This window comes from Aquabacterium commune, from assembly GCF_004362855.1.
Lineage (GTDB): Bacteria > Pseudomonadota > Gammaproteobacteria > Burkholderiales > Burkholderiaceae_C > Aquabacterium > Aquabacterium commune.
This window is the reverse complement of sequence record NZ_SNXW01000001.1, coordinates 32767-53747: the sequence shown is the minus strand read 5'-3', so window position 1 is coordinate 53747 and position 20981 is coordinate 32767. Positions and strand designations below refer to the sequence as shown.

Annotated in this window: 18 protein-coding genes; 11 read left to right on the top strand and 7 right to left on the bottom strand. The window is 67.3% G+C overall.

The window, feature by feature from the left end; genetic code table 11:
- Positions 1 to 74 precede the first annotated feature (74 nt).
- Positions 75 to 2891 (top strand): CHAT domain-containing protein, encoded by a 2817-nt coding sequence (locus tag EV672_RS00260; RefSeq protein ID WP_133605602.1) that lies wholly within the window; start codon positions 75 to 77, stop codon positions 2889 to 2891.
- Between the two features lie 74 nt (positions 2892 to 2965).
- Positions 2966 to 5623 carry an alanine--tRNA ligase gene (gene alaS / locus EV672_RS00255; protein WP_133605601.1) on the top strand — a complete coding sequence of 886 codons (2658 nt, stop codon included), beginning with the start codon at positions 2966 to 2968 and terminating at the stop codon, positions 5621 to 5623.
- Here the strand turns inward: alaS and EV672_RS00250 are convergent, their stop codons facing one another.
- The 3 genes from EV672_RS00250 to EV672_RS00240 are packed head-to-tail and all read right to left on the bottom strand — an operon-like array spanning position 5624 to position 8583.
- Positions 5624 to 6631 (bottom strand): cytochrome d ubiquinol oxidase subunit II, encoded by a 1008-nt coding sequence (locus tag EV672_RS00250; RefSeq protein WP_133605600.1) that lies wholly within the window; start codon positions 6629 to 6631, stop codon positions 5624 to 5626.
- Positions 6628 to 7983, bottom strand: a complete 1356-nt coding sequence (locus EV672_RS00245) for a cytochrome ubiquinol oxidase subunit I (RefSeq protein ID WP_133605599.1) — start codon at positions 7981 to 7983, stop codon at positions 6628 to 6630. The genes EV672_RS00250 and EV672_RS00245 overlap by 4 nt, the downstream gene beginning before the upstream one ends.
- A 3-nt stretch (positions 7984 to 7986) precedes the next feature.
- Positions 7987 to 8583, bottom strand: a complete 597-nt coding sequence (locus EV672_RS00240) for a GbsR/MarR family transcriptional regulator (protein WP_133605598.1) — start codon at positions 8581 to 8583, stop codon at positions 7987 to 7989.
- Positions 8584 to 8859: 276 nt separating this feature from the next.
- On the opposite strand from EV672_RS00240, the gene EV672_RS00235 reads away from it, so the two are divergent.
- The 6 genes from EV672_RS00235 to dut all read left to right on the top strand — a co-directional run bounded on the left by EV672_RS00235 (position 8860) and on the right by dut (position 14982).
- Positions 8860 to 9747, top strand: coding sequence for a metal-dependent hydrolase (locus EV672_RS00235; RefSeq protein WP_133605597.1), 888 nt, complete (start codon positions 8860 to 8862; stop codon positions 9745 to 9747).
- Positions 9748 to 9942: 195 nt separating this feature from the next.
- Positions 9943 to 10836, top strand: a complete 894-nt coding sequence (locus EV672_RS00230) for a metal-dependent hydrolase (RefSeq protein WP_166643391.1) — start codon at positions 9943 to 9945, stop codon at positions 10834 to 10836.
- An 84-nt stretch (positions 10837 to 10920) separates the two neighbouring features.
- A complete protein-coding gene (locus tag EV672_RS00225; protein WP_133605595.1) occupies positions 10921 to 11985 on the top strand; it encodes an AraC family transcriptional regulator in 1065 nt (354 codons plus the stop codon).
- Between the two features lie 261 nt (positions 11986 to 12246).
- The gene (locus tag EV672_RS00220; protein ID WP_166643390.1) at positions 12247 to 13239 is read left to right on the top strand and encodes an AraC family transcriptional regulator; all 993 of its coding nucleotides are present in this window, start codon (positions 12247 to 12249) and stop codon (positions 13237 to 13239) included.
- A 33-nt stretch (positions 13240 to 13272) separates the two neighbouring features.
- The gene (gene coaBC / locus EV672_RS00215; protein WP_133605593.1) at positions 13273 to 14496 is read left to right on the top strand and encodes a bifunctional phosphopantothenoylcysteine decarboxylase/phosphopantothenate--cysteine ligase CoaBC; all 1224 of its coding nucleotides are present in this window, start codon (positions 13273 to 13275) and stop codon (positions 14494 to 14496) included.
- A 33-nt stretch (positions 14497 to 14529) separates the two neighbouring features.
- Entirely contained in the window at positions 14530 to 14982 is a 453-nt protein-coding gene (dut, locus tag EV672_RS00210; protein ID WP_133605592.1) for a dUTP diphosphatase, read from the top strand.
- An 11-nt stretch (positions 14983 to 14993) separates the two neighbouring features.
- Here the strand turns inward: dut and EV672_RS00205 are convergent, their stop codons facing one another.
- Positions 14994 to 15518: an FKBP-type peptidyl-prolyl cis-trans isomerase gene (locus tag EV672_RS00205; RefSeq protein WP_133605591.1), complete on the bottom strand. Its 525-nt coding sequence runs from the start codon at positions 15516 to 15518 to the stop codon at positions 14994 to 14996.
- 59 nt (positions 15519 to 15577) lie between these two features.
- Between EV672_RS00205 and EV672_RS00200 the strand changes: the two genes are divergently transcribed.
- From EV672_RS00200 to EV672_RS00190, 3 genes are all read left to right on the top strand, one after another.
- Positions 15578 to 16798: a JmjC domain-containing protein gene (locus EV672_RS00200; protein WP_133605590.1), complete on the top strand. Its 1221-nt coding sequence runs from the start codon at positions 15578 to 15580 to the stop codon at positions 16796 to 16798.
- A gap of 14 nt (positions 16799 to 16812) precedes the next feature.
- A complete protein-coding gene (locus EV672_RS00195; RefSeq protein ID WP_133605589.1) occupies positions 16813 to 17340 on the top strand; it encodes a hypothetical protein in 528 nt (175 codons plus the stop codon).
- 167 nt (positions 17341 to 17507) lie between these two features.
- Entirely contained in the window at positions 17508 to 17726 is a 219-nt protein-coding gene (locus tag EV672_RS00190; RefSeq protein ID WP_133605588.1) for a hypothetical protein, read from the top strand.
- 184 nt (positions 17727 to 17910) lie between these two features.
- Here EV672_RS00190 and bamC read toward each other — a convergent pair whose 3' ends face one another.
- From bamC to EV672_RS00175, 3 genes are all read right to left on the bottom strand, one after another.
- Complete coding sequence (gene bamC, locus EV672_RS00185) at positions 17911 to 19056, bottom strand: NlpB/DapX family lipoprotein (RefSeq protein WP_243738434.1); 1146 nt, start codon at positions 19054 to 19056, stop codon at positions 17911 to 17913.
- Positions 19057 to 19152: 96 nt separating this feature from the next.
- On the bottom strand, positions 19153 to 20034 hold the full coding sequence (gene dapA / locus EV672_RS00180; protein ID WP_133605587.1) for a 4-hydroxy-tetrahydrodipicolinate synthase: 882 nt from the start codon (positions 20032 to 20034) through the stop codon (positions 19153 to 19155).
- A 140-nt stretch (positions 20035 to 20174) separates the two neighbouring features.
- Positions 20175 to 20981, bottom strand: coding sequence for an SDR family oxidoreductase (locus EV672_RS00175; RefSeq protein WP_133605586.1), 807 nt, complete (start codon positions 20979 to 20981; stop codon positions 20175 to 20177).

Here is a 20981-nt window from a genome sequence, read left to right as displayed (position 1 = left end):
TGCGGCAGGTCGCCTGGGGTGTCACAGGCCATGTTTACAGTTGCGCGAACTTCCAATGAAAACAGGTGTGATCCATGGGTTTCGTGACGCCCTCGCCGCAGCCGGACCGATCTGTGCGCGCAGTGCTCGCCAGCGGGTGCCTGGCGCTGTGGTGCTTTGGTGCCCAGGCAGCGCCCCGCGAGCCCTGCACCGATGAGGCCACGGTGGCCCTGATCAAGACCGGCCAGTGGGCGCGGGTGCGCACGCTCATGCAGCAACGCATCGAGCGCACCCCGGAGGCGCCCGAGCCCGCTTTGCGCATCTGCATGCGCACCTTGCTGGGCGGCGTCCTGGCCAGGCTGGGCGAGTTGCATGAAGCTGAGGCGCAGCTGCAGGCTTCCCATGCCGATGCGTTGAAGCTGCTGGGTCCCGGGCACGAGGCCACCCAGGAGGCCGCGTTCCACCTGGCCACCGCGTACAGCAAGTTGGGCCAGTACGACAAGGCCATCCCGGTGTACCGGGCGATGCTGTCCATCGCGGAAAAGCGCCATGGCGCGTCGTCGCTGCCGGTGCTGACCCTGCTGCGCAACACCTCCACGGCCTTGCACTGGGTGGGCAATTACGCCGATGCCTTGCCACTGGACACCCGCGCGCTGGCCATCGCCGAGCAACTGGTGCCCGGGCCCGGCAGTTGCGACACGCCTGGGACCTGTGACGCGATCCGCGGCCGCGCCGCGCAGAACCTGGCCAGCACGCTGATCCGCCTGGGGCGGCATGCAGAGGCCTTGCCCTTGGCGCAGCGCGGGGTGGACCTGCAGCGCGCCAGCCTGGGGCCGCTGCACGCCAACACCCTGGACGCGCAATTGATCCTGGCGTCGGCCCTGATCGACGCTGGCCGCATCCCCGAGGCACGCGCGCTGCAGCAGCAGGTGCGTGACCAGGCCCGCCAGGCCCTGGGCCCGAGCCATGAGCTCACCCGCAAGGCCGAACTGGACTTCGGCGCGTCGGCCCGCAGCGCGGGCGAGTTGCAGGCGGCCAGCGAGGGGCAGGGGGCGCAACTGGCCCAGCTCAGGCAGCGCCTGGGCCCCGCGCACCCCGAGGTGCTGTTGACCAGCACGAACCAGGCGGAGCGTCTGATGCGCCTGTCGCAGAACAGAGAGGCGCTCAGCGTGGCCGAGGCCACCATGCGCGACACGCTCGCGCGGCCGGACACCCTCCTGTTCGACGACCGCAGCCTCGATGCCTGGCTGGCCATGCAGTCCCGCCTCCACGGCCTGTACATCGAGTTGCTGCTGCGCAATCAGCGCGTTGCCGATGCCTTTTTGGTGTCCGAGTCGCTGAAGCTGCGCCGCCAGAGCCTCTCGCTCAACGGGCAGGAGGGCGCCGACAGCGGGTCGGGCGAGGCCCGCGCTGCGCGCAAGGCCGCCTCGCGCCGGCTTCACCTGATCGACCAGAAAGTGGCCCTTGCCCGCAGCCTGAACCAGGACACTGGCCCGCTGATGGCGCAGCGTGCCATCGCTTTTGCCGAGTGGCAGCGCTTGCGGGCGCAAATGCCCGCGGCCAGCTTGCCCAGTGTCCAGGCGCCACCGCCCTGGCTGGCGGCCGTGGTGCAGCAAGCGGGCGCGGTGGTGGGCTACCGCTTCTTCGGGCCGACGCTGTTGGCCTTCGTCACCGAAGGCAGCGGCGTCCGCGTCGTGGTGCTGGACACCCAGGACCGCGTGCGCCCCAGCATCGAGGCCTACCGCCTGACCATGCGTGCCATCGCCATGGCCCCTCGCGGCAAGCCGCTGTCCACCTTGCCGCTGTGGCGCTTGCCCAGCGGCGCCTACCAGCACAGCCCCACCGAGCCCCAGCCCGAGGCGCGCCGTGTGGATGACATCGACGAGGTGCTGCGCAGCCTGTCGCAGTGGCTGGTCGAGCCGCTGTGGCCGAAGCTGGCTGGCCGCGAGCGATTGCTGATCGGCGTGGACCAGAACCTCGGGCACGTGCCCTTCGAGTCCTTGCCGCTGACGGCCGAGCCACAGGCCAAGGGTGCCTCGGGCGAGCCGGCCCTGCTGGGCGACCGCCTGGCCGTGGGGCTGCTGCCGTCTTTGGCCTTGCTGGACACCCTCGGTGAGCGCCAGCGCCGCTACGCCAAGTCGGAACGCCGCCCCTTGCTGGCGGTGGGCGGCGCGCACTATGCGCGCATCGCGAAGGTCGGTCTCGTCCAGTTCGTCCGCCCGGATGCCGGTCGCCAACTCGGGGCCATGGACATGAAGCAGATCTGGCAAGGCGTGCAGCGTGACCGCAGCCTGTTGCCCCTGGCGCTGGCGCAGTGGTCGCAGGGCGGTTGGGACGATCTGCCCGGTTCGCTCGCCGAGGTCGATGCCATCGCGCGCACGGCCGATGGCGCAGGCCCTCGGCGCTCGCTTGTGCTGCGCGGCGCCCAGGCCAGCGAGGCCATGGTCCAGCAGCTGGCCGACACGGGCGAGCTGGGCAGCTTTCGCCTGCTGCACTTCACCACCCACGGCTTCCTGAGCGACGACGAGCCCGCGCTGAGCGCCATCGTGCTCAAACAGGTCAACCGCGAACCTGGCACCGACGGCTACCTGACCGCGGCCGAGATCGCCACCCTGGAGCTGCACAGCGACCTGGTTGTCGTCTCGGCCTGTGACTCGGGCGCGAACGCCAGCCCGGGCGGTGGCGGCGCCGCCGGCCTGTCGATGGCCTTGTTCCAGGCTGGCACCGTCTCGTCCATCCTGTCGCTGTGGCCCATCGAAGACGAGGACTCCCGCCGCTTCATGGAGCATTTCCATGCCGACCTGGCCGCAGGTGCTGACACGGCCGAGGCGCTGCGCCGCACCCGCGTCTGGGCCCGTGCGCAGAAGCTGTCGCGCCACGTCGTGCAGGGCCTGGTGCGCTGGGGGCCGTGACACCGGCGCTCTCTATAATCCCGGGTTCAGCCTCGCGCTGCCGCCCTGCGACATCACCCTCTCGAAAGCCGCCCATGAAAGCCGCCGACATCCGCAAGACCTTCCTGGAGTATTTCCAGTCCAAGGGCCACACCATCGTGGCGTCCAGCCCCGTGGTGCCTGGCGATGACCCGACGCTGCTGTTCACCAACGCCGGCATGAACCAGTTCAAGGACGTGTTCCTGGGCTTCGACAAGCGCCCTTACAGCCGCGCGACCACCTCGCAAAAGTGCATCCGCGCCGGCGGCAAACACAACGACCTGGACAACGTCGGCTACACCGCGCGCCACCACACCTTCTTCGAGATGCTGGGCAACTTCTCGTTCGGTGACTACTTCAAGCACGACGCCATCCAGTACGCCTGGGGCCTGCTGACCGAAGAGTTCAAGCTGCCCAAAGAGAAGCTCTGGGTCACCGTTTACTCTGAAGACGACGAGGCTTACGACATCTGGCACAAGGTGGTGGGTGTGCCCGCTGAGCGCATCGTGCGCATCGGCGACAACAAGGGCGGCCGCTACATGTCCGACAACTTCTGGATGATGGGCGACACCGGCCCCTGCGGCCCCTGCACCGAGATCTTCTTCGACCACGGCCCCGAGATCGCCGGCGGCCCCCCGGGCAGCCCCGACGAAGACGGCGACCGCTACATCGAGATCTGGAACAACGTCTTCATGCAGTACAACCGCACCGAAGATGGCGTCATGCACCCGCTGCCCAAGCCCTCGGTGGACACCGGCATGGGCCTGGAGCGCATCGCCACGGTGCTGCAGGGCAAGCACAGCAACTACGAGATCGACCTGTTCCAGAACCTGCTGGCCGCCGCGCGCACGGCCGTGGCAGCCGCGTCGCCCGGTGGCGAAGGCTTCGACGCCAACAGCCCCTCGCTGAAGGTGATCGCCGACCACATCCGCGCCTGCTCGTTCACGGTCGCTGACGGCGTCATCCCCAGCAACGAAGGCCGCGGCTACGTGCTGCGCCGCATCACCCGCCGCGCCATCCGCCACGGCTACAAGCTGGGTGCCCGCACCCCCTACTTCCACAAGCTGGTGGCCGCGCTGGTGGCCGAGATGGGCGAGGCCTACCCGGAGCTGCGCCAGAACGAGAAGCGCATCACCGAGGTGCTGAAGACCGAGGAAGAGCGCTTCTTCCAGACGATTGCCAACGGCATGGAGATCCTGGACGCGGCCCTGGCGACGGTGGAGACGGCCGGCACGAAGCAGATCGACGGCGAAACCGCCTTCAAGCTGCACGACACCTACGGCTTCCCCGTTGACCTGACCGCCGACGTCTGCCGCGAGCGCGACGTCACGGTGGACCAGGGCGGCTTCGACGCCGCCATGGCCCGCCAGCGCGAGCAGGCCCGCGCCGCCGGCAAGTTCAAGATGGCCGCTGGCCTCGAATACAGCGGCGTGGCCACGGGCTTTCACGGCTACGAGCACCTGACGGTGGACGCCGCCAACGTCACGGCCATCTACGTCGATGGCGCTTCGGTGCAGCAGGCCCATGCCGGTGACGACGCCGTCATCGTGCTGGACCACACCCCCTTCTACGCCGAGTCCGGCGGCCAGTGCGGCGACAGCGGCGAGCTGCGCAACGCCACCAGCCGCTTCCTGGTGGAAGACACGCTGAAGATCCAGGCCGACGTGTTCGGCCACCATGGCCGCATCGTCGAAGGCAGCGTCCAGGTGGGCGACAAGCTCAACGCCCGGGTTGACGCCGAGTTGCGTGCCAAAACCGTGCGCAACCACAGCGCCACCCACCTGATGCACAAGGCCCTGCGCGAGGTGCTGGGCGATCACGTGGCCCAGAAGGGCTCGCAGGTCACGCCCGACCGCACCCGCTTCGACTTCTCGCACGGCCAGCCGCTGAGCGACGAAGAGATCCGCGAGATCGAAGAACTGGTCAACGCCGAGGTGCTGGCCAACGCCGAAGCCCAGGCCCAGGTGATGGCCCTGGACGACGCCCAAAGGAGCGGCGCCATGATGCTGTTCGGCGAGAAGTACGGCGAGACCGTGCGCGTGCTGTCGATTGGCTCGTCGAAGGAACTCTGCGGTGGCACCCACGTGCGGCGCACCGGTGACATCGGCCTGTTCAAGATCGTCGCCGAAGGCGGTGTGGCCGCTGGCGTGCGCCGCGTCGAGGCGATCACGGGCGCGAACGCCCTGAGCTACACGCAGAACCTCGAAGGCACGCTCAAGGGTGTGGCTGCGCTGCTCAAGGCGACCCCGCACGACGTGCCGGCCCGCGTGGCCGCTGCGCAGGACCAGATCCGCGCCCTGGAAAAGGAAATTGCTTCGCTCAAGGGCAAGCTGGCTTCTTCGCAGGGTGACGAATTGATGGCCCAGGCTGCCGACGTCAAGGGTGTGAAGGTCTTGGCCGCGACGCTGGAGGGCGCCGATGCCGCCACGCTGCGCAACACCATGGACCAGCTCAAGAACAAGCTGAAGACGGCCGTGATCGTGCTGGCCGCGGTCGATGGCGGCAAGGTGCAACTGGCCGCCGGTGTCACCGCCGACGTGCTGGCCAAGCCCGCCGCCAAGGTCAAGGCCGGCGAGCTGGTCAACTTCGTGGCGCAGCAGGTCGGCGGCAAGGGGGGGGGCAAGCCCGACATGGCCATGGCCGGTGGCACCGATGCATCGGCTTTGCCCCAGGCCCTGGCGGGCGTGCAGGCCTGGGTCGCCGAACGCCTCTGATCAGCCGTAGCTCAGCGCCGAGGCCTTGCCGCGGAACACACGGTACGAAAACACCGTGTAGCCCAGGATGGCCGGCACCGTGATGGCGGCGCCCAGGCCGATGGCCTGCAGCGATTCGGGGGCACTGGCCGCCTGCCACACGGTGAGGCGGTCCATCACCACATAGGGGAAGAGGCTGTAGGCCAGGCCGATGCCCGCCATCGCGCACACCAGCACGGTGGCGAAAAAGGGCAGGGCGCTCAGGCGGTCGAGCACCAGCTTCGAGTTCAGCACGGCGCGCGCCGCCACCAGGGCACCCAGCGTCACCAGCGGGATGGGCAGCAAGGCGATGAAGTCGGGCATGGCGAACCAGCGCGCACGCACCGCCGGGCTCACCAGCGGCGTGGCCACCGAGATCAGCCCGATGCCCACCACCACCAGTGGCCATGCCGCCTTGCCCCACCGCACCGCACGTTGCTGCAGCGCGCCCTCGGTCTTGATGATCAGCCAGCCGGCGCCCAACAGCAGGTAGGCCGCGCTCAGTGACAGCGCGATCAAGCCGGCGAAGGCCGCGGGCCAGGCCCCGTCGGCAAAGCCGGTGATGTAGCGCCCGAGCATCCAGCCCTGCGACAGCGATGCCAGCGCCGAGCCCGCGATGAAGGCCCGGTTCCACAGGGCCTTGTGCGCGTCTCGCGCCTTGACGCGGAAGTCAAAGGCCACGCCTCGCAGCGTCAGGCCCAGCAGCATCAGCGCCACCGGCAGGTAGAGCGCACCCAGCACCACGCCCTGCGCCTTGGGGAAGGCGATCAGCAACAGGCCCACACCCAGCACCAGCCAGGTTTCGTTGGCGTCCCAGAAGGGGCCGATGGACGCCACCATCACGTCGCGTTCCTCGGCGCTGGCGCGGGCCATCCACATGCCCACACCCAGGTCGTAGCCGTCCAGCACCACGTAAATCAGCATGGACAGGCCCATCAGCGCCATGAAGGCCACAGGCAGCCAGTCTCCGTTGGTGAGGTGCGGGGTCATGCGGGGTGTCCTTTCACAAACTCCTCGGGGGAGGGCGTCCCGGGCTGAGCCAGGGGTTTTTCGCTCATGTAGCGCAGCACCATCACGTAGGCCGACAGCAGCAGCGCGTACACCAGCAGGTAGCCCGTCAGGGTCAGCGCCACGTGGGAGGCCGGCACGCTCGCGACCACGTCCCGCGTCAGCAGCTGACCGAAGACGATGAAGGGCTGGCGACCGATTTCCGTGACGTACCAGCCAGCCAGTGTGGCCACCCAGCCGGAAAATCCCATCCAGCGCAGCGCCTGCAGTTGCCAGCGGGGCAAGCGTTGCGGCTGCCACTGCACCCGGCGCAGCTGCCACCAGCCCAGCCAGCTCACGGCCAGCATCAACAGCCCGACGCCCACCATCACCCGGAAGCCCCAGAACAGCGGCGCCACCGGCGGGTGCTGGCCGGCGAATTCGTTCAGCCCGCGGATCTCGCCATCGGCATCGTGCGTCAGGATCAGGGACGCCACCCGGGGGATTTCGATGGCGTGGCGCGTCGTTCGTGTCGCCTCGTCGGGCAGGCCGAACAGCACCAGCGGCGCGCCCCGCTCGGTGTGCCACACGCCCTCGATGGCCGCGATCTTCTGCGGCTGGTGCTGCAGGGTGTTGAGCCCGTGCGCGTCCCCCGCCAGGATCTGCAGCGGCACCAGCACGGCGGCCACGCTCAAGGCCGCGCGCATCACCAGCGGGGCGGCCGGGCTGGCCGTGCCGCGCAGCACGCGCAAGGCCGTCGCACCCGCCAGCAGGAAGCTCACCGTCAGACCCGAAGCCAGCAGCATGTGCACCAGCCGATACGGGAAGGAGGGGTTGAAGACCACCTCCGCCCAACTGCGCACGTGGAACTCGCCATCGATGACCTCGAAGCCCGTGGGCGTCTGCATCCACGAATTCAGGCTCAGGATCCAGAAGGCGCTCAAGCTCGTGCCGAACGCCACCAGGCAGCTGGCCAGCAGGTGCACGCGCTCCGACACCCGCTCGGCACCGAACAGCATCACGCCCAGGAAAGTGGCCTCCAGGAAGAAGGCCGTCAGCACCTCATAGCCCAGCAGCGGCCCGGCGATGTTGCCCACGCGCTCCATGTAGCCCGGCCAGTTGGTGCCGAACTGGAAGCTCATGGTGATGCCGCTGACCACGCCCATGGCAAACGTCAGCGCGAAAATCTTGGTCCAGTAGCGCCAGGCCATCAACCAGCGCACATCGCGCGTGCGCACCCAGCGCCAGCGGAAAAACACCAGCCACCAGCCCAGCGCGATGCTGATCGTCGGGAACAGGATGTGGAAGGAGATGTTGGCCGCGAACTGGATGCGCGACAGGAGCAGGGCGTCCATGGCTCATCCCTCCGTGCCCGTGTGGCCGGTGCTGGCTGTGCTGGCGGGCTTGGCGGCGCCGCGCTTGGCGATGCCGGTGAAGTCCAGCAGCTTGCCCACCTTGGCGCCCATCTTCATCAGCTTGGACAGGGTTTGCGCGTCCATGTGGCTGACCTCGTCGAACCACTGCGTCAGCTGCTCGATCAGGTCACGCATCTCGCGCATGCGGGCCTGGGCATGGGCGTCCTCGGGGCTGGCGGGCTCTTGCAGCAGGGCGTCGCGCAGCATGCTCAGTGTCGGCTCGATCTCGCGGCGGCGGCGCTCCTCGGCCAGGCGGCGGAAGGTGTCCCAGGCGTCCCCCGAGGGCTCGAAGTACTCACGGCGGTCGCCGGGCATGTGACGCAGCCGCACCAGGCGCCAGGCCTGCAGCTCTTTCAGGCCCATGCTGACGTTGGAGCGCGAGAAGCCCAGCGTCTCAGCCATCTCGTCGGCATGGATGGGAAGTGCCGAAACGTAGATCAGCGCGTAGATCTGCCCCACGGTGCGGTTGATGCCCCATCGGCTGCCCATTTCGCCGAAGTGAGAGACAAAGCTGTGGGCAAGGGGGCTGAGCGTGGTCATGGCGGGCCTCGAAAGTTCTGACAGACATTTGAGATGCCGCAATGATATGCTGAAATTTCAGTAATTACTGAAAATACAGCAAACCCATGAACTTGCGAGTGGGATGCCACCGACGACCTTGACGCACGCTTGAATCGGCTTTCGGCGGTACTTTTGCCGGGGTGCAGGCCGGGGTGTCGGCAACGAACCCTTCGTGTCACACAGCATCCTGTGTTGACCCAGATCAAAGCGCGACATTCGAGACCAACAGAGACCCATCCCGCAAGAGGAGACACCATGACCACCCCCGTTGCACAGCATCCCATCGTTCCCCGCGAGCGCCTGCAATTCGGCCTGGACGGTGACATTCCCCGCTTCTGGTACGGCGGCGACCCGTTCAAAACCCGCTTCTGGGACGCCCTGTCCATCATCTTCCCGCCGGGCGAAAAGTTCTTCATGACCTGCGTGCGCGACTTCCGCGACCAGATCAGCGACCCCAAGCTGCTGCAGGACATCAAGGACTTCAACCGCCAGGAAGCCCAACATGGCATGGTCCACCGCCAGGACAACGACCGCCTGCGCCAGCAAGGCATCGACGTGGACAGCCTGACCCAGTACGTGGACGAGCTGCTCAACGGCCACTACCGCAAGCACTACAGCCGCGACTACACCCTGGCCATCACCTCGGCCCTGGAGCACTTCACCTCCATCTTCGCGCACAGCCTCTTCGACAAGCGCGATGTCATGAAAGACGCCGACCACCGCGTGCGCGCCATGTACGCCTGGCACGCCATCGAGGAAGTCGAGCACAAGGGCGTGGCCTACGACGTCATGGAGGACTATGCCAAGGTGGGCTACTTCAAGCGTGTCGGCGCCTTGCTGCATTCCACCTACATGTTCCCGGCCACCATCTTCCACATCCAGCGCCAGCTGATGATCCAGGACGGTTTCAGCCGTGCCGAGCGCCTGAAGATGACCGTCCAGGGCATCTGGTGGCTGCTCAAGCCCGGTGGCCTGTTGGCCCCGATGCACAAGCACTATGTGCAGTATTACAAGCCCGGCTACCACCCCTGGCACGAAGCCGACCAGCCTGGCTATGCCGAGTGGCTGGCCGCCTTCGACCACAACGAGCGCGACCCGGTCAAAGCCAGCGAGCAAATGCGCTCGGTCATGGCCATGGCTTGACACCTGTTCGGTTCGGGCGCACAAAGGCTCCTTCGGGGGCCTTTTTTCATGGATTTGATCCAGCGCAAACCTGCGGGGCTCCCGGCTGCCGTGCTGTCGTTGACGATGCCTTGCTGTCACGCGACATCCTGTTGCGTCACCCCAGCGCTTCCTACGATGGCGTCATTCTGGAGACAACACACAGAGGACGACCACATGGCACACGCATCCGACAAGCAACACCCCATCGTGCCGCGCGAGAAGCTGGATTTCGGTCTCGACGACCCCAGCATCCCCAAGTACTGGTTCGGCGGTGACGCGTTCAAGACCCGTTTCTTCGACGCGATGTCCCTGATCTTCCCGCCGGGCGAAAAGTTCTTCATGGTCACCGTGCGCGACTTCCGCGACCAGATCAACGACTCCAAGCTGCTGAAAGACATCAAGGACTTCAACCGCCAGGAAGCCCAGCACAGCATGGTCCATGAGCAGTACAACAACGTGCTGCGCAAGCAAGGCATGCCGGTGGACAAGCTCATCGGCTGGCTGGACCAGTTGCTGTTCGACAAGTACCGCAACCGCCACAGCCGCGAATACACCCTGGCCATCACCGGCGCGCTGGAGCACTTCACGGCCCTGGGGGCCCACGCCATGTTCGACGACCGCGACATCATGGGCGACGCGCACCCCAAAGTCCGCGCCATGTACGCCTGGCACGCCATCGAAGAAGTCGAGCACAAGGGCGTGGCCTACGACGTCATGATCGACTACGCCAAGGTGGGCTACTTCAAGCGTTGCGGTGCCCTGATCCACGCCACCTTCATGTTCCCGCACGTGATCCTGAAGTTCGCCAACGCCATGCTCAAAGCCGATGGTTTCAGCTTCTTCCAGCGCCTTCAGCTCAACGCCAAGGGCATCTGGTGGTTGCTCAAGCCCGGTGGTTTCGCCGCGCCCCTGCACAAGCACTACGTGCAGTACTACAAGCCGGGCTATCACCCCTGGCAAGAGACCGAACAGCCTGGCTACGAGGAGTGGCTGCGCGGTTTTGCCAAGCACAACGACCCGGTCGAGGCCAGCGAGTTGATGCGTGCGGACCTGGCCGCCGTGCGCTGAGTTCTGTCGCGCAAATTTCCTGCGTGACACCCCTGTAGTTGGTTAGACTTCGGCACACCTGTCTTGGGTGTGCCGATTTTCTTTATGCGCATTCCACTTCCCCCTGCGGCCATGCTGGAGGCCTTGGGCATCAAGCCCATCCCCTTGTTCATGCTCTCGGCCTGGATCAAGGCCGGCGCCAAGTGCGGATTCAACGTCCAGCCGCTGTTCAAAGAAGCAGGCATCAAGATCGACCTGATCCGCCTGGAAGACGCCCGCGTCTCGCCGCTGCAGCTCATCTCCTTGCTGGAGCAGTGCGTGGCACTGTCGCCGGAGAAGCACTTCCCCTTCGTGCTGGGCGACACCTTCGCTTTCGAGTCCCTGCCCGAGTTCGAGACCCTGCTGACGACCAGCCCCACGCTGCGCGAAGCCTTGCGTGTGGCCGATCTGGCCAAGCGCATGGTCCTGCCCTGGTTGACGCTGGACGTCAAGGAAGAGGGCGAACTCGCGCGCGTCTGCGTGGGCTTCGATGTGCCCGTGCCCCATGCCGCTTTGTCCGGCCTGCCCCTGCACCTCGTCATCGAGGCCATCCTGGCGTGCATCCGCAAGTTCGGTCGCACCCTGCAGGGTTCTGACCTGGGTTTCGTGGGCGTCACCGTCAAGGGACCGCCTCCGAAGTACGCCGCCAGTTTCGAGCCGTTTTTTGGTGTTCCGGTCACCTTCAACGCGTCGGCCGATGCCTTGGTGTTCGAGCGGCGCATCCTCGATCTGCCCCTGGAAGGCGCCTTCCCCGCCTTGCACGAGCAGGCGCAGTTCCTGGCCGAGCAGCGCCTGGGCAAGGAGGCGCGCCGCCAGGGCGTGGCCGCCGAGATCGAAGAGCTCATCACCCGCGAGCCCAACCTGCTGGCGCTCGGTGTGGAAGACATGGCCGACCGCCTCAACCTGCACCCGCGCACCCTGCAGCGGCGCTTGAAGGACGAGGGCGACAGCTACCTGCACGTGCAGGCGCGCATGCGCCACCGCCTGGCCTGCCAGTGGCTGCGCCAGGGCGATGTCTCCATCGATGACATCAGCGCACGCCTGGGTTTCTCGGACCGCCGCGCCTTCACGGCCGCGTTCAAGCGTTGGGAAGGCACGACCCCGAGCGCCTGGCGAGAGCAGCAAGCCTGAGCATTCCGCAGCGGTGCGGACGATGTGCCGCAGTGTGCCGCGGCCGCCACGTTTGGCCCTCAAAGCACACGATATGCGTAGCAACGAGCACATCATTTGAGTGGTCGTGTCGTGTGCTCGCCCTTTGTGGCGCGCAAGGTTCCTTGCGTGGGGTCATTGCGTCACATAGATTAGTCCTCAGCCAGCCCTTTGGCTGATCGTTAATCGATATTGGCTTGTCGTACCGCTATGCAACCTCGGCTGTCCTCGTCTCCCGTCCCTGTGCCCGCTCTCGCAAGCTGGCGTCAGGCGGCTTCGGTTTGTGGTTTCACCATCGACCCCGTCCTCCGCGAAGTGGGCATCAACCCGCATGACCCGCAGGTGCCCCTGCGCGTGCCACCTGCCAGCCTGTTCAAGGCTTTTTCGATGTGTGTGGAGCGTGCGCGCACCCACCACTTTCCCTTCGCCCTGGGCGAGAATTTCGTCTTCGAGCACTTCGCCGAGTTCGATGCCTTCCTCGACTCCTGCACCACGCTGCGCGAGATCCTGGAACTCGCCGGCTGGGCCCGCGAAGTCCTGACGCCCTGGATGAACGTGCGCCTGGACGAGTTCGGTGCCGAGGCCCATGTGCGCGTCGTGATGACCGTGCCGGGGCAGGACCCGCGCGAGTTCTGCCACGTGCGTGAAGTGCTGCTGGCCGCCATCAACCAGTTGCTGCGCCGTGCCGCGCACAGCGCCCACGTGCTGCTGTCGGTGCGCATGGCGGGGCCGGCGCCGGCCCACCCTGAGAAGTACACCGAGCACTTCGGTGTGCCGGTGACCTTCAACGAGGACGCCGACGCGCTGGTCATGGACCGCCGCTGGCTGGACCAGCCGCTCAACGCCCCGCTGCCGCAGGCCTTGACCGAGGCGCGCCAGCGCATCGAGCGCCGCCTCAGCCAGGAGGGCGCCGAGCGCCACATCGTGGACGAGGTCCGCTGGGCCCTGGAGCGTCGCCCGGAGTTGCTGCGCGAAGGCCTGGAAGCCACCGCCGCAGCGCTGGGCCTGCACCCGCGCACCCTGCAGCGTCGCCTGCAGGCCGATGGCGTCAAGTACGTGGACATCCAGTCGGAGGCCAAGTGCCACCGCGCCCAGATCATGCTGCGCCGCCGCGCCATCAGCATGGAGTCCATCAGCGCGGAGCTCGGCTTCTCCGACCGCCGTGCCTTCACCTTCGCCTTCAAGCGCTGGATGGGCATGTCGCCCAGCGTCTATCGCACCAGCATCTGCGCCTGAAGCGGGGGCTCAGGGCCTGCTAGAGTCGGGCCCATGTCAGAACGCGCAGATCTCCAGGGCCGGCACATCGTGCTGGGCCTCTCGGGCGGCATCGCCTGCTACAAATCGGCCGAACTCGTGCGCCTGCTCACCAAGGCTGGCGCCACCGTTCAGGTGCTCATGACCGAGGCCGCCGAGGCCTTCATCACCCCGGTCACGATGCAGGCCCTGTCGGGCCGCCCGGTCTTCACCAGCCAGTGGGATGCCCGCGAGGGCAACAACATGGCCCACATCAACCTGGGGCGCGAGGCCGATGCGGTCCTGATCGCGCCGGCGAGCGCGGACTTCATCGCGCGCCTGGTGCAGGGCAGGGCGGACGAACTGCTCAGCCTGCTGTGCCTGGCACGCCCGCGTGAGCGCTGCGCTTTGCTGGTGGCCCCGGCCATGAACCGCGAGATGTGGTCCCACCCGGCCACGCAACGCAATGTGGCGCAACTGCAGGCCGATGGCGCCGTGGTGCTGGGCCCGGGCAGTGGCGATCAGGCCTGTGGCGAGGTGGGCGACGGCCGCATGCTGGAGCCCCAGGAGTTGCTCGACGAGCTCGTGGCCTTTTTCCAGCCCAAGGTGCTGGCCGGACGGCGCCTGCTCATCACGGCAGGCCCGACGTTCGAGCCCATCGACCCGGTGCGGGGCATCACCAACCACTCCAGCGGCAAGATGGGCTTTGCCATCGCGCGGGCGGCGGCCGAGGCCGGTGCCCAGGTCACGCTGGTGGCAGGGCCCGTGCACCTGCCCACGCCGCGCGGCGTGCGCCGCATCGACGTGATGACCGCCCAGCAGATGTTCGACACCGTGCTGCCCCAGGCCGGCCAGCACGATGTGTTCGTGGCCACGGCCGCGGTGGCCGATTGGCGCCCTGCGTCCCTGAGCGAGCACAAGATCAAGAAGGAGGGCAAGAAGCAGGCGCCCACCTTCGAGCTCACCGAGAACCCCGACATCCTGGCCGCGGTGGCCTCGCTGGCGCAGCCGCCTTACTGCGTGGGCTTCGCGGCCGAGAGCGAGCAGCTGCTGGCGCACGCGCGTGCCAAATTGCTGCGCAAGCGCATCCCGCTGATCGTCGGCAACCTGGGTCCGGCCACCTTCGGCCGCGACGACAACAGCCTGCTGCTGGTGGACGCCCACAGCGAGCGCCCCTTGCCCGCCGACGGCAGCCAGGCCGACAAACTCACCCTGGCGCGTGCGCTCATGACCGAGTTGGCCCAACGCCTGGCCGCTTGATCCTTCAGACCACGCATCCTGACCCCGCTCACCATGACCACCGTTGACATCCGCATCCTCGATCCCCGCATGACCGACACCTTGCCGGCCTACGCCACGCCTGGCAGCGCTGGGCTGGACCTGCGTGCCTGCCTGGACGAGGCCCTGGTGCTGGCGCCCGGTCAGGCCCAGCTCATCCCCACGGGCCTGGCCATGCACCTGGGCGACCCGGGCCTGGCGGCCATGATCCTGCCGCGCTCGGGCCTGGGCCACAAGCAGGGCATCGTGCTGGGCAACCTGGTCGGCCTGATCGACTCCGACTACCAGGGCCCTTTGATGGTGAGCTGCTGGAACCGCGGCAGCCAGCCCTTCACCATCCAGCCGATGGAGCGCATCGCACAGATGGTCATCGTGCCCGTGGTGCAAGCGAAGTTCCGCGTGGTCGAGGCTTTCGACGACGCCAGCCAGCGCGGCGAGGGCGGTTTCGGATCGACCGGCCGCGCTTGAGGCTGGCTTGATCAGTGCAGGGTGGTGCCTTCGGGCGCCGCGTGGCCACCGAGGGACAGCGGCGACAGCGCCACCGAGCCCTGTTCGGTCTCCTCCTCTGTGGCCGGGCGGACATCGCACACCTGCAAGGTCAGGTTCAGCGAGATGCCGGCCAGCGGGTGGTTGCCGTCCAGGACCACGTGGGTCTCATAGACCTCGGTGACGGTGTAGATGGCGTCCTTGGACAGGTCGGGCGTGGTGCTGCCTTCGGGCGGGCCGTCGAACTGCATCCCCTCGGTCACGGCATCGGGGAAGATGTCGCGCGCCTCGAAAAACACCAGCTCGGCGCGGTAGTCGCCAAAGGCATGCTCCGGCTCCAGGTGCAGGTTCGCCTCGAAGCCCGCGGTCTGGCCGATGAGCGCGTGCTCCACCTTGGCCAGCAGGTCATCGCCGCCCAGCAGGAACTCCATGGGCTCGGTCAACTCGTCGATCAGCTGGCCTTGGGCGTCTTCAAGGCGCCACGTCAGACTGACCACACAGGGGGAAGAAATGATCATGCGCAGATCATCTCACGACTGTGCACCGCCCCTGCGCGGGACGCAGCACAATGCGGGGCATGAACGCACCTGCATCCTCCCTCCCGCTGCCGCCGTCTCCTGACACCCCGACGCCCCTGCTGGGCGGCCTGTCGCCGAGCGCTTTCATGCGCCGCCACTGGCAGAAAAAGCCCTTGCTGATCCGCCAGGCGGTGCCGGGCGTGCAGGCGCCGCTGGACCGTGCCGCGCTGTTCGCGTTGGCCGGCGAAGAGGCCGTGGAGTCCCGCTTGATCGTGCAGCAGCGGCTGGCGCAAGCCCAGCCAGGCAAGGTCGGCAAGGGCGCGAAGGCTGCTGCCGCGGTCGCGGACGACGCCGGCTGGTCGCTCAAGCACGGCCCTTTGAACCGACGCAGTCTGCCGCCACTGACCCAGCCCGGCTGGACGCTGCTGGTGCAGGGCCTGGACCTCCACGTGCCGGCCGCGCACGAGCTGCTGCAGCGCTTCCGCTTCGTGCCCGACGCCCGCCTGGACGATCTCATGATCTCCTACGCGACCGATGGCGGTGGCGTGGGCCCGCACTACGACTCTTACGATGTCTTCCTGCTGCAAGTGCACGGTCAGCGCCGCTGGCGGGTCGGCAAGCTCAAGGACGACAGCCTGCAGCCCGATGTGCCGCTGAAAATCCTCAGCCACTTCGAGCCTGAGGAGGAGTACCTGCTGGAGCCTGGCGACATGCTCTACCTGCCGCCCATGTGGGCGCACGACGGCGTCGCGCAGGGCGAGTGCATGACCTGCTCCATCGGTTTCCGCGTGCCCGAGGCCACCGAGCTGGCGCGCGAGGTGCTGATCCGGTTCGTCGAGGAGCTCGACAGCGAGGCCCCGCGCCGCCTCTACCGCGACCCCAAGCAAGAGGCCACCGAGACGCCTGGCCTCATCCCCGATGCGCTGGAGGCGTTTGCCGCCGATGCCATCGAGCGCCTGCTCAAGGACCGCGATGGCCTGCGCTCGGCGCTGGGCGAAATCCTCACCGAGCCCAAGCCGCGCGTGTGGTTCGAGGCCGGCGAGCCCTTGCCCGAAGGCGTGGGTGTGCGCTTGGACGCCCGCACCCGCATGGTCTATGACGGCCAGCGCGTGTTCGCCAACGGGGAGTCCTGGCGCGCCGCCGGGCAAGACGCCCGCCACCTGTGCGAGCTGGCCGACCGACGTGGCTTGAGCGCCAAGACCGTGGCACGCGCCAGTGCGACCTTGCGCGAGTTGCTCAACCAGTGGGCGGAAGACGGCTGGCTGCACCCGCAGCCCTGAAGCGGAGCATGGCCATGGACACGTCTGACGAGCCCCGCCCCACTGACCATGCCACGGCCCACCCTTCAGGGCGCATCGACGGTTGGCGCGATTTCGAAGACCGCCTGCGGGCGGCCCTGGCCATGGGCAGCACCGAGCCCGCGGACTGGCGCCTGAGCGACCCAGACTTTGGGCAATGGCCCCTCGGGGAGCGGGCCCTTGTCGAAGTCCTGCAACAAGGCGTCCTGGCGCATCCACGCACCCACCTGACTGTGCTGGCTGCCCGGTTCGATGAGTTCCCGCGCAAGCACCCGCGCTGGCTGGCGTGGCGGCAGAATTGGTCGCACCGCGTGCGCTGTTTGCAGGCCAACGAGGAGGACGCGTCTCAGCTGCGCCCGATGCTGCTGTGGCCTGGGCGTTTGGGCCTGCGCTTGCTGGATGGCTTGTCCGGGCGGGGTGTCTGGAGCTCGGATCCGGCCACACTGCACGTTTGGCAGGCTGATTTTGACGTTATTTCGCAACGCTCAGCGGAGGCGATGCCAGGCACGACCCTCGGTCTATAGGGAACTGCCCGATGCGCCGTATAATCGATGGCTGAATGTGGAGCAACGCCAGTTGCGATGCATCCTCTGCCCTTGTGGCCCGCACCGTGTTCGATCACTGACGGGTCTCGGGCTTTGAACACAGTTCCAAGACCACCGTTTTTGACACTCCTTTTGAGGACACAAGCATGAAAAAGTCGCTCCTGCTGGCTTCGCTGATCGCTGCCATGGCTCTGGCCGCCTGCGGTAAGAAAGAAGAACAAGCTGCTGCTACCGCCGCTTCCGAAGTCGCTTCCGCTGCTTCCGAAGTCGCTGTGGCTGCTTCCGCTGCCGTGGACGCTGCTTCCGCTGCCGCTTCCGAAGTGGCTGCTGCCGCTTCCGAAGTTGCTTCGGCCGCTTCGAACTGATCTTCAGTTCAGCGTACAAAAAAGCCGCTCGCAAGAGCGGCTTTTTTTCGTCTGGATGTCACGCTTGAGTGGCAAATCCTGACGCCAGCCAAGAAAAAACCGGCCACCTTGCGGTGTGCCGGTTTTCTGGTATCAGCCCCCGCCGGTCAGCCCGGCGCCAGGGCATGCGGCGTCAGGGCATGCCTCAGTTGAGTTCTTCGGCCAGTCGTTTGGCGATGCGCTTGCCCGTGGGCGAGTTGGCCGCTGCGCCACTGTCTGTCAACACGCTGACCAGGGTGGCACCGCCTTGCGGCTGCACGCGCACCTTGTAGCGCGCCAGCGTTTCGGCTTCGCTGCGGCCCATCAGGCGTCCGAAGAAGCCCGGCTTGGCGGCTTCCGGGTCGTCCACGGAAATGCGCACTTCGTAGCTGCCGCTCTTGCGGTCGCGGTTCTCGACGGTGAAGCCGCTGCGGTCCAGGGCCAGGCCCACGCGGCGCCAGGCCAGATCGCCTTCTGCTTGCAGGGTCAGCGTGGTGCCATCGGCGCCCAGCTTCACGGCAGAGGCCGCGGTAGCCTGGGGGGCGGTGGCAGGGGTGGCAGCTTGCTCACGCACGGCAGCAGCAGCTTCCTTCGGCGCCCCCAGCTTGACCATCAGGCGCGCCAGCATCTCGGCCTCCAGGCTGGGGTCGCTGGGGCGGATGCGCCAGGTCGTCTGGTCCTTGCGGGTGCTGTCCACAAATTCTTCGGACATGCCGCGGTGGCTGATGTAGATCTCGCTGCCCGTGGCGGTGCGTTCGATGCGGGTGCGGAAGGCGTCGCGCAGGCCGGTGTCATACAGCATGTCGTAAACGCGGCCCAGCAGGTTGCGCACGCCGTCTTCGGGCAGCTTGGCACGGTTTTCGGAGAAGTTGGTCTCCATCACGCCGGCTTCAGGGCGATCGACCGTCAACTCGAAACCGACGTCCGACCAGAAGCCGCGCACCTGGCTGTAGATGGCTTCGGGCGGCTGGTTCACGACCAACCAGCGTGTCTGGCCCTGGCGCTCCAGCTTGATGCCGCCGCGCTCGGCCGGGGCGATGGCAACGGGCGCCGCCTCGGCTTGCGGGTTCTGGCGGCTCAGGCTGCTGGCCGACACGATGGACGGCGTGGCCTGGTTGTAGCGTTGCTGACCGGGCAGTTGGCTCAGGTCGGGCGGCACGTCCAGGCGCACGCTCTGGGCGCCGCTGGTGCGGTAGTCGATCTTGTCGCCCGACAGGGCGCTGGAGACGGAGGAGCAACCGGTTGCCAGCATGGCCGAGGCCAATGCCGCGCCCAGGGTCAGGACGTGGGTGGTGCGGGGTGTGATGCGCATGGGGTCAGGGCGATGGGGCGGGCAATCTGGCAGGCAATCTGGGGCCTTCCGTCTGGCGCTGTGCCGCAGACGGGGGGCCGGGGGCAGCAGCAAGGCTCAGAGCACGCCGGCCTCGCGCAGTGCGGCTTCGACCACAGGCTGCGCCGAGGCCGACAGTTCGGTCAGCGGCAGGCGCAGCGTACCACCAGATTTGCCCATGCGGGTCAGGGCCCACTTCACGGGAATCGGGTTGGGCTCGACGAACAGGTGCTTGTGCAGCGGCAGCAGTTGCATGTGCAGCGCGATGGCGCGGGCGGCGTCCTGGGCGATGGCCGCCTTGCACAGCTGGGCCATGGCGCGCGGCGCGACGTTGGCCGTCACGCTGACGTTGCCATGCCCGCCCAGCAGCATCAATGCCACGGCGGTGGGGTCGTCGCCCGAGTAGATGTGGAATCCCTCGGGCGCTTGCTTGATCAGCCAGGCGGCGCGTTCCAGGTTGCCGGTGGCTTCCTTGATGCCGAAGACGCCGGGCAGGCTGGCGCAGCGCAGGGCGGTCTCGACGCTCATGTCGGCCACGGTGCGGCCGGGCACGTTGTAGAGCATCATCGGCAAGTCAACGGCTTCGGCAATCGCCTTGAAGTGCTGGTAGATGCCTTCTTGCGTGGGCTTGTTGTAGTAGGGCACGACCTGCAAGGTGCAGTCGGCGCCGACCTTCTTGGCAAATTGCGTGAGCTCGATGGCTTCGCGCGTCGAGTTGGCGCCAGCGCCGGCCATGACGGGCACGCGGCCCGCAGCCTGCTCCACCGCCACGCGGATGATTTCGCAGTGCTCTTCCACCGACACGGTGGGCGATTCGCCGGTGGTGCCGACGACGCCGATGCAATCGGTGCCTTCGGCGATGTGCCAGTCGATCAGGGCCCGCAGGGTGGGGTAGTCCACACTGCCGTCTGCATGCAGGGGCGTGATCAGGGCGACGATGCTGCCAATGATGGGTTCCATGGTGATTCCTTCAATCCCTGACCATTCTAAAGGGCATGGTCGGGTGTCATGCGGGTGTGCTGGGCGCCTGCGGCCTGATCTGTGCGGGTTCAGGGCTGCGCGGGCGTCAAGTGGGAGGTCGGCGGGCGCTCAGTGGGGGCTCAGTGGGGGCGGACGTCCTGGTTCAACGCTTTGAGCGCCAAACGGTCCACAAGGCGGGGCGCGATCAGTTTCATCCAGCGGCTGAGCTTGCCTTTGAAGGACATCACGATGTCGCGCTCGCGGCGCGCCATGCCCTCGCGGATGAGTCGGGCGCATTCTTCCACCGTCATGGCGCCGGACTCGTCCAGGCCGCTCTTGCCAGCGGCATCTCCCTGGGCGTTGAAGCCGCGGTAGCGGATCTCCGTGGCCACCACGCCGGGGTAGGCGAGGGTGACCGACACGCCGTGCGGTTGCAACTCCACCCGCAAGGCCTCGAAGAAGCCGTTCATGGCGAACTTGGTGGTGCTGTAGGCGGTGCGGCCCGGCACGCCGACCAGCCCGGCCAGGCTGGAGACGGCCACGATGCGCCCCTTGCTGGCTTTCAGGTGCGGCAGCGCGGCGTGGGTGCACCACACGCTGCCCCAGAGGTTGATGCGCATGAGCTGCTCGTACCAGGCCAGGTCGGTGACCTCTTCCAGCAGGGCGTGGGCCGACATGCCGGCGTTGTTGACCAGGGCATCGAGCTGGCCGAAGGCTTCCACGGTGTCCTGGACCAGGCCCCGGCAGTCGGCCTCGATGCCGACGTCGGTGGGGCGCACCTTGACGCGGGCGCCGTGCTGGCGGCACTGCTGCGCCACGGCTTCGAGTTTGTCGGCGCTGCGCGCGGCCAGCACCAGGGTGAGTTTCGAGCCTTGCGTTTGCGCCAGTTGGCGCGCCAGTTCGGCGCCGATGCCGTCGGACGCCCCGGTGATGATGACCACGCTCAT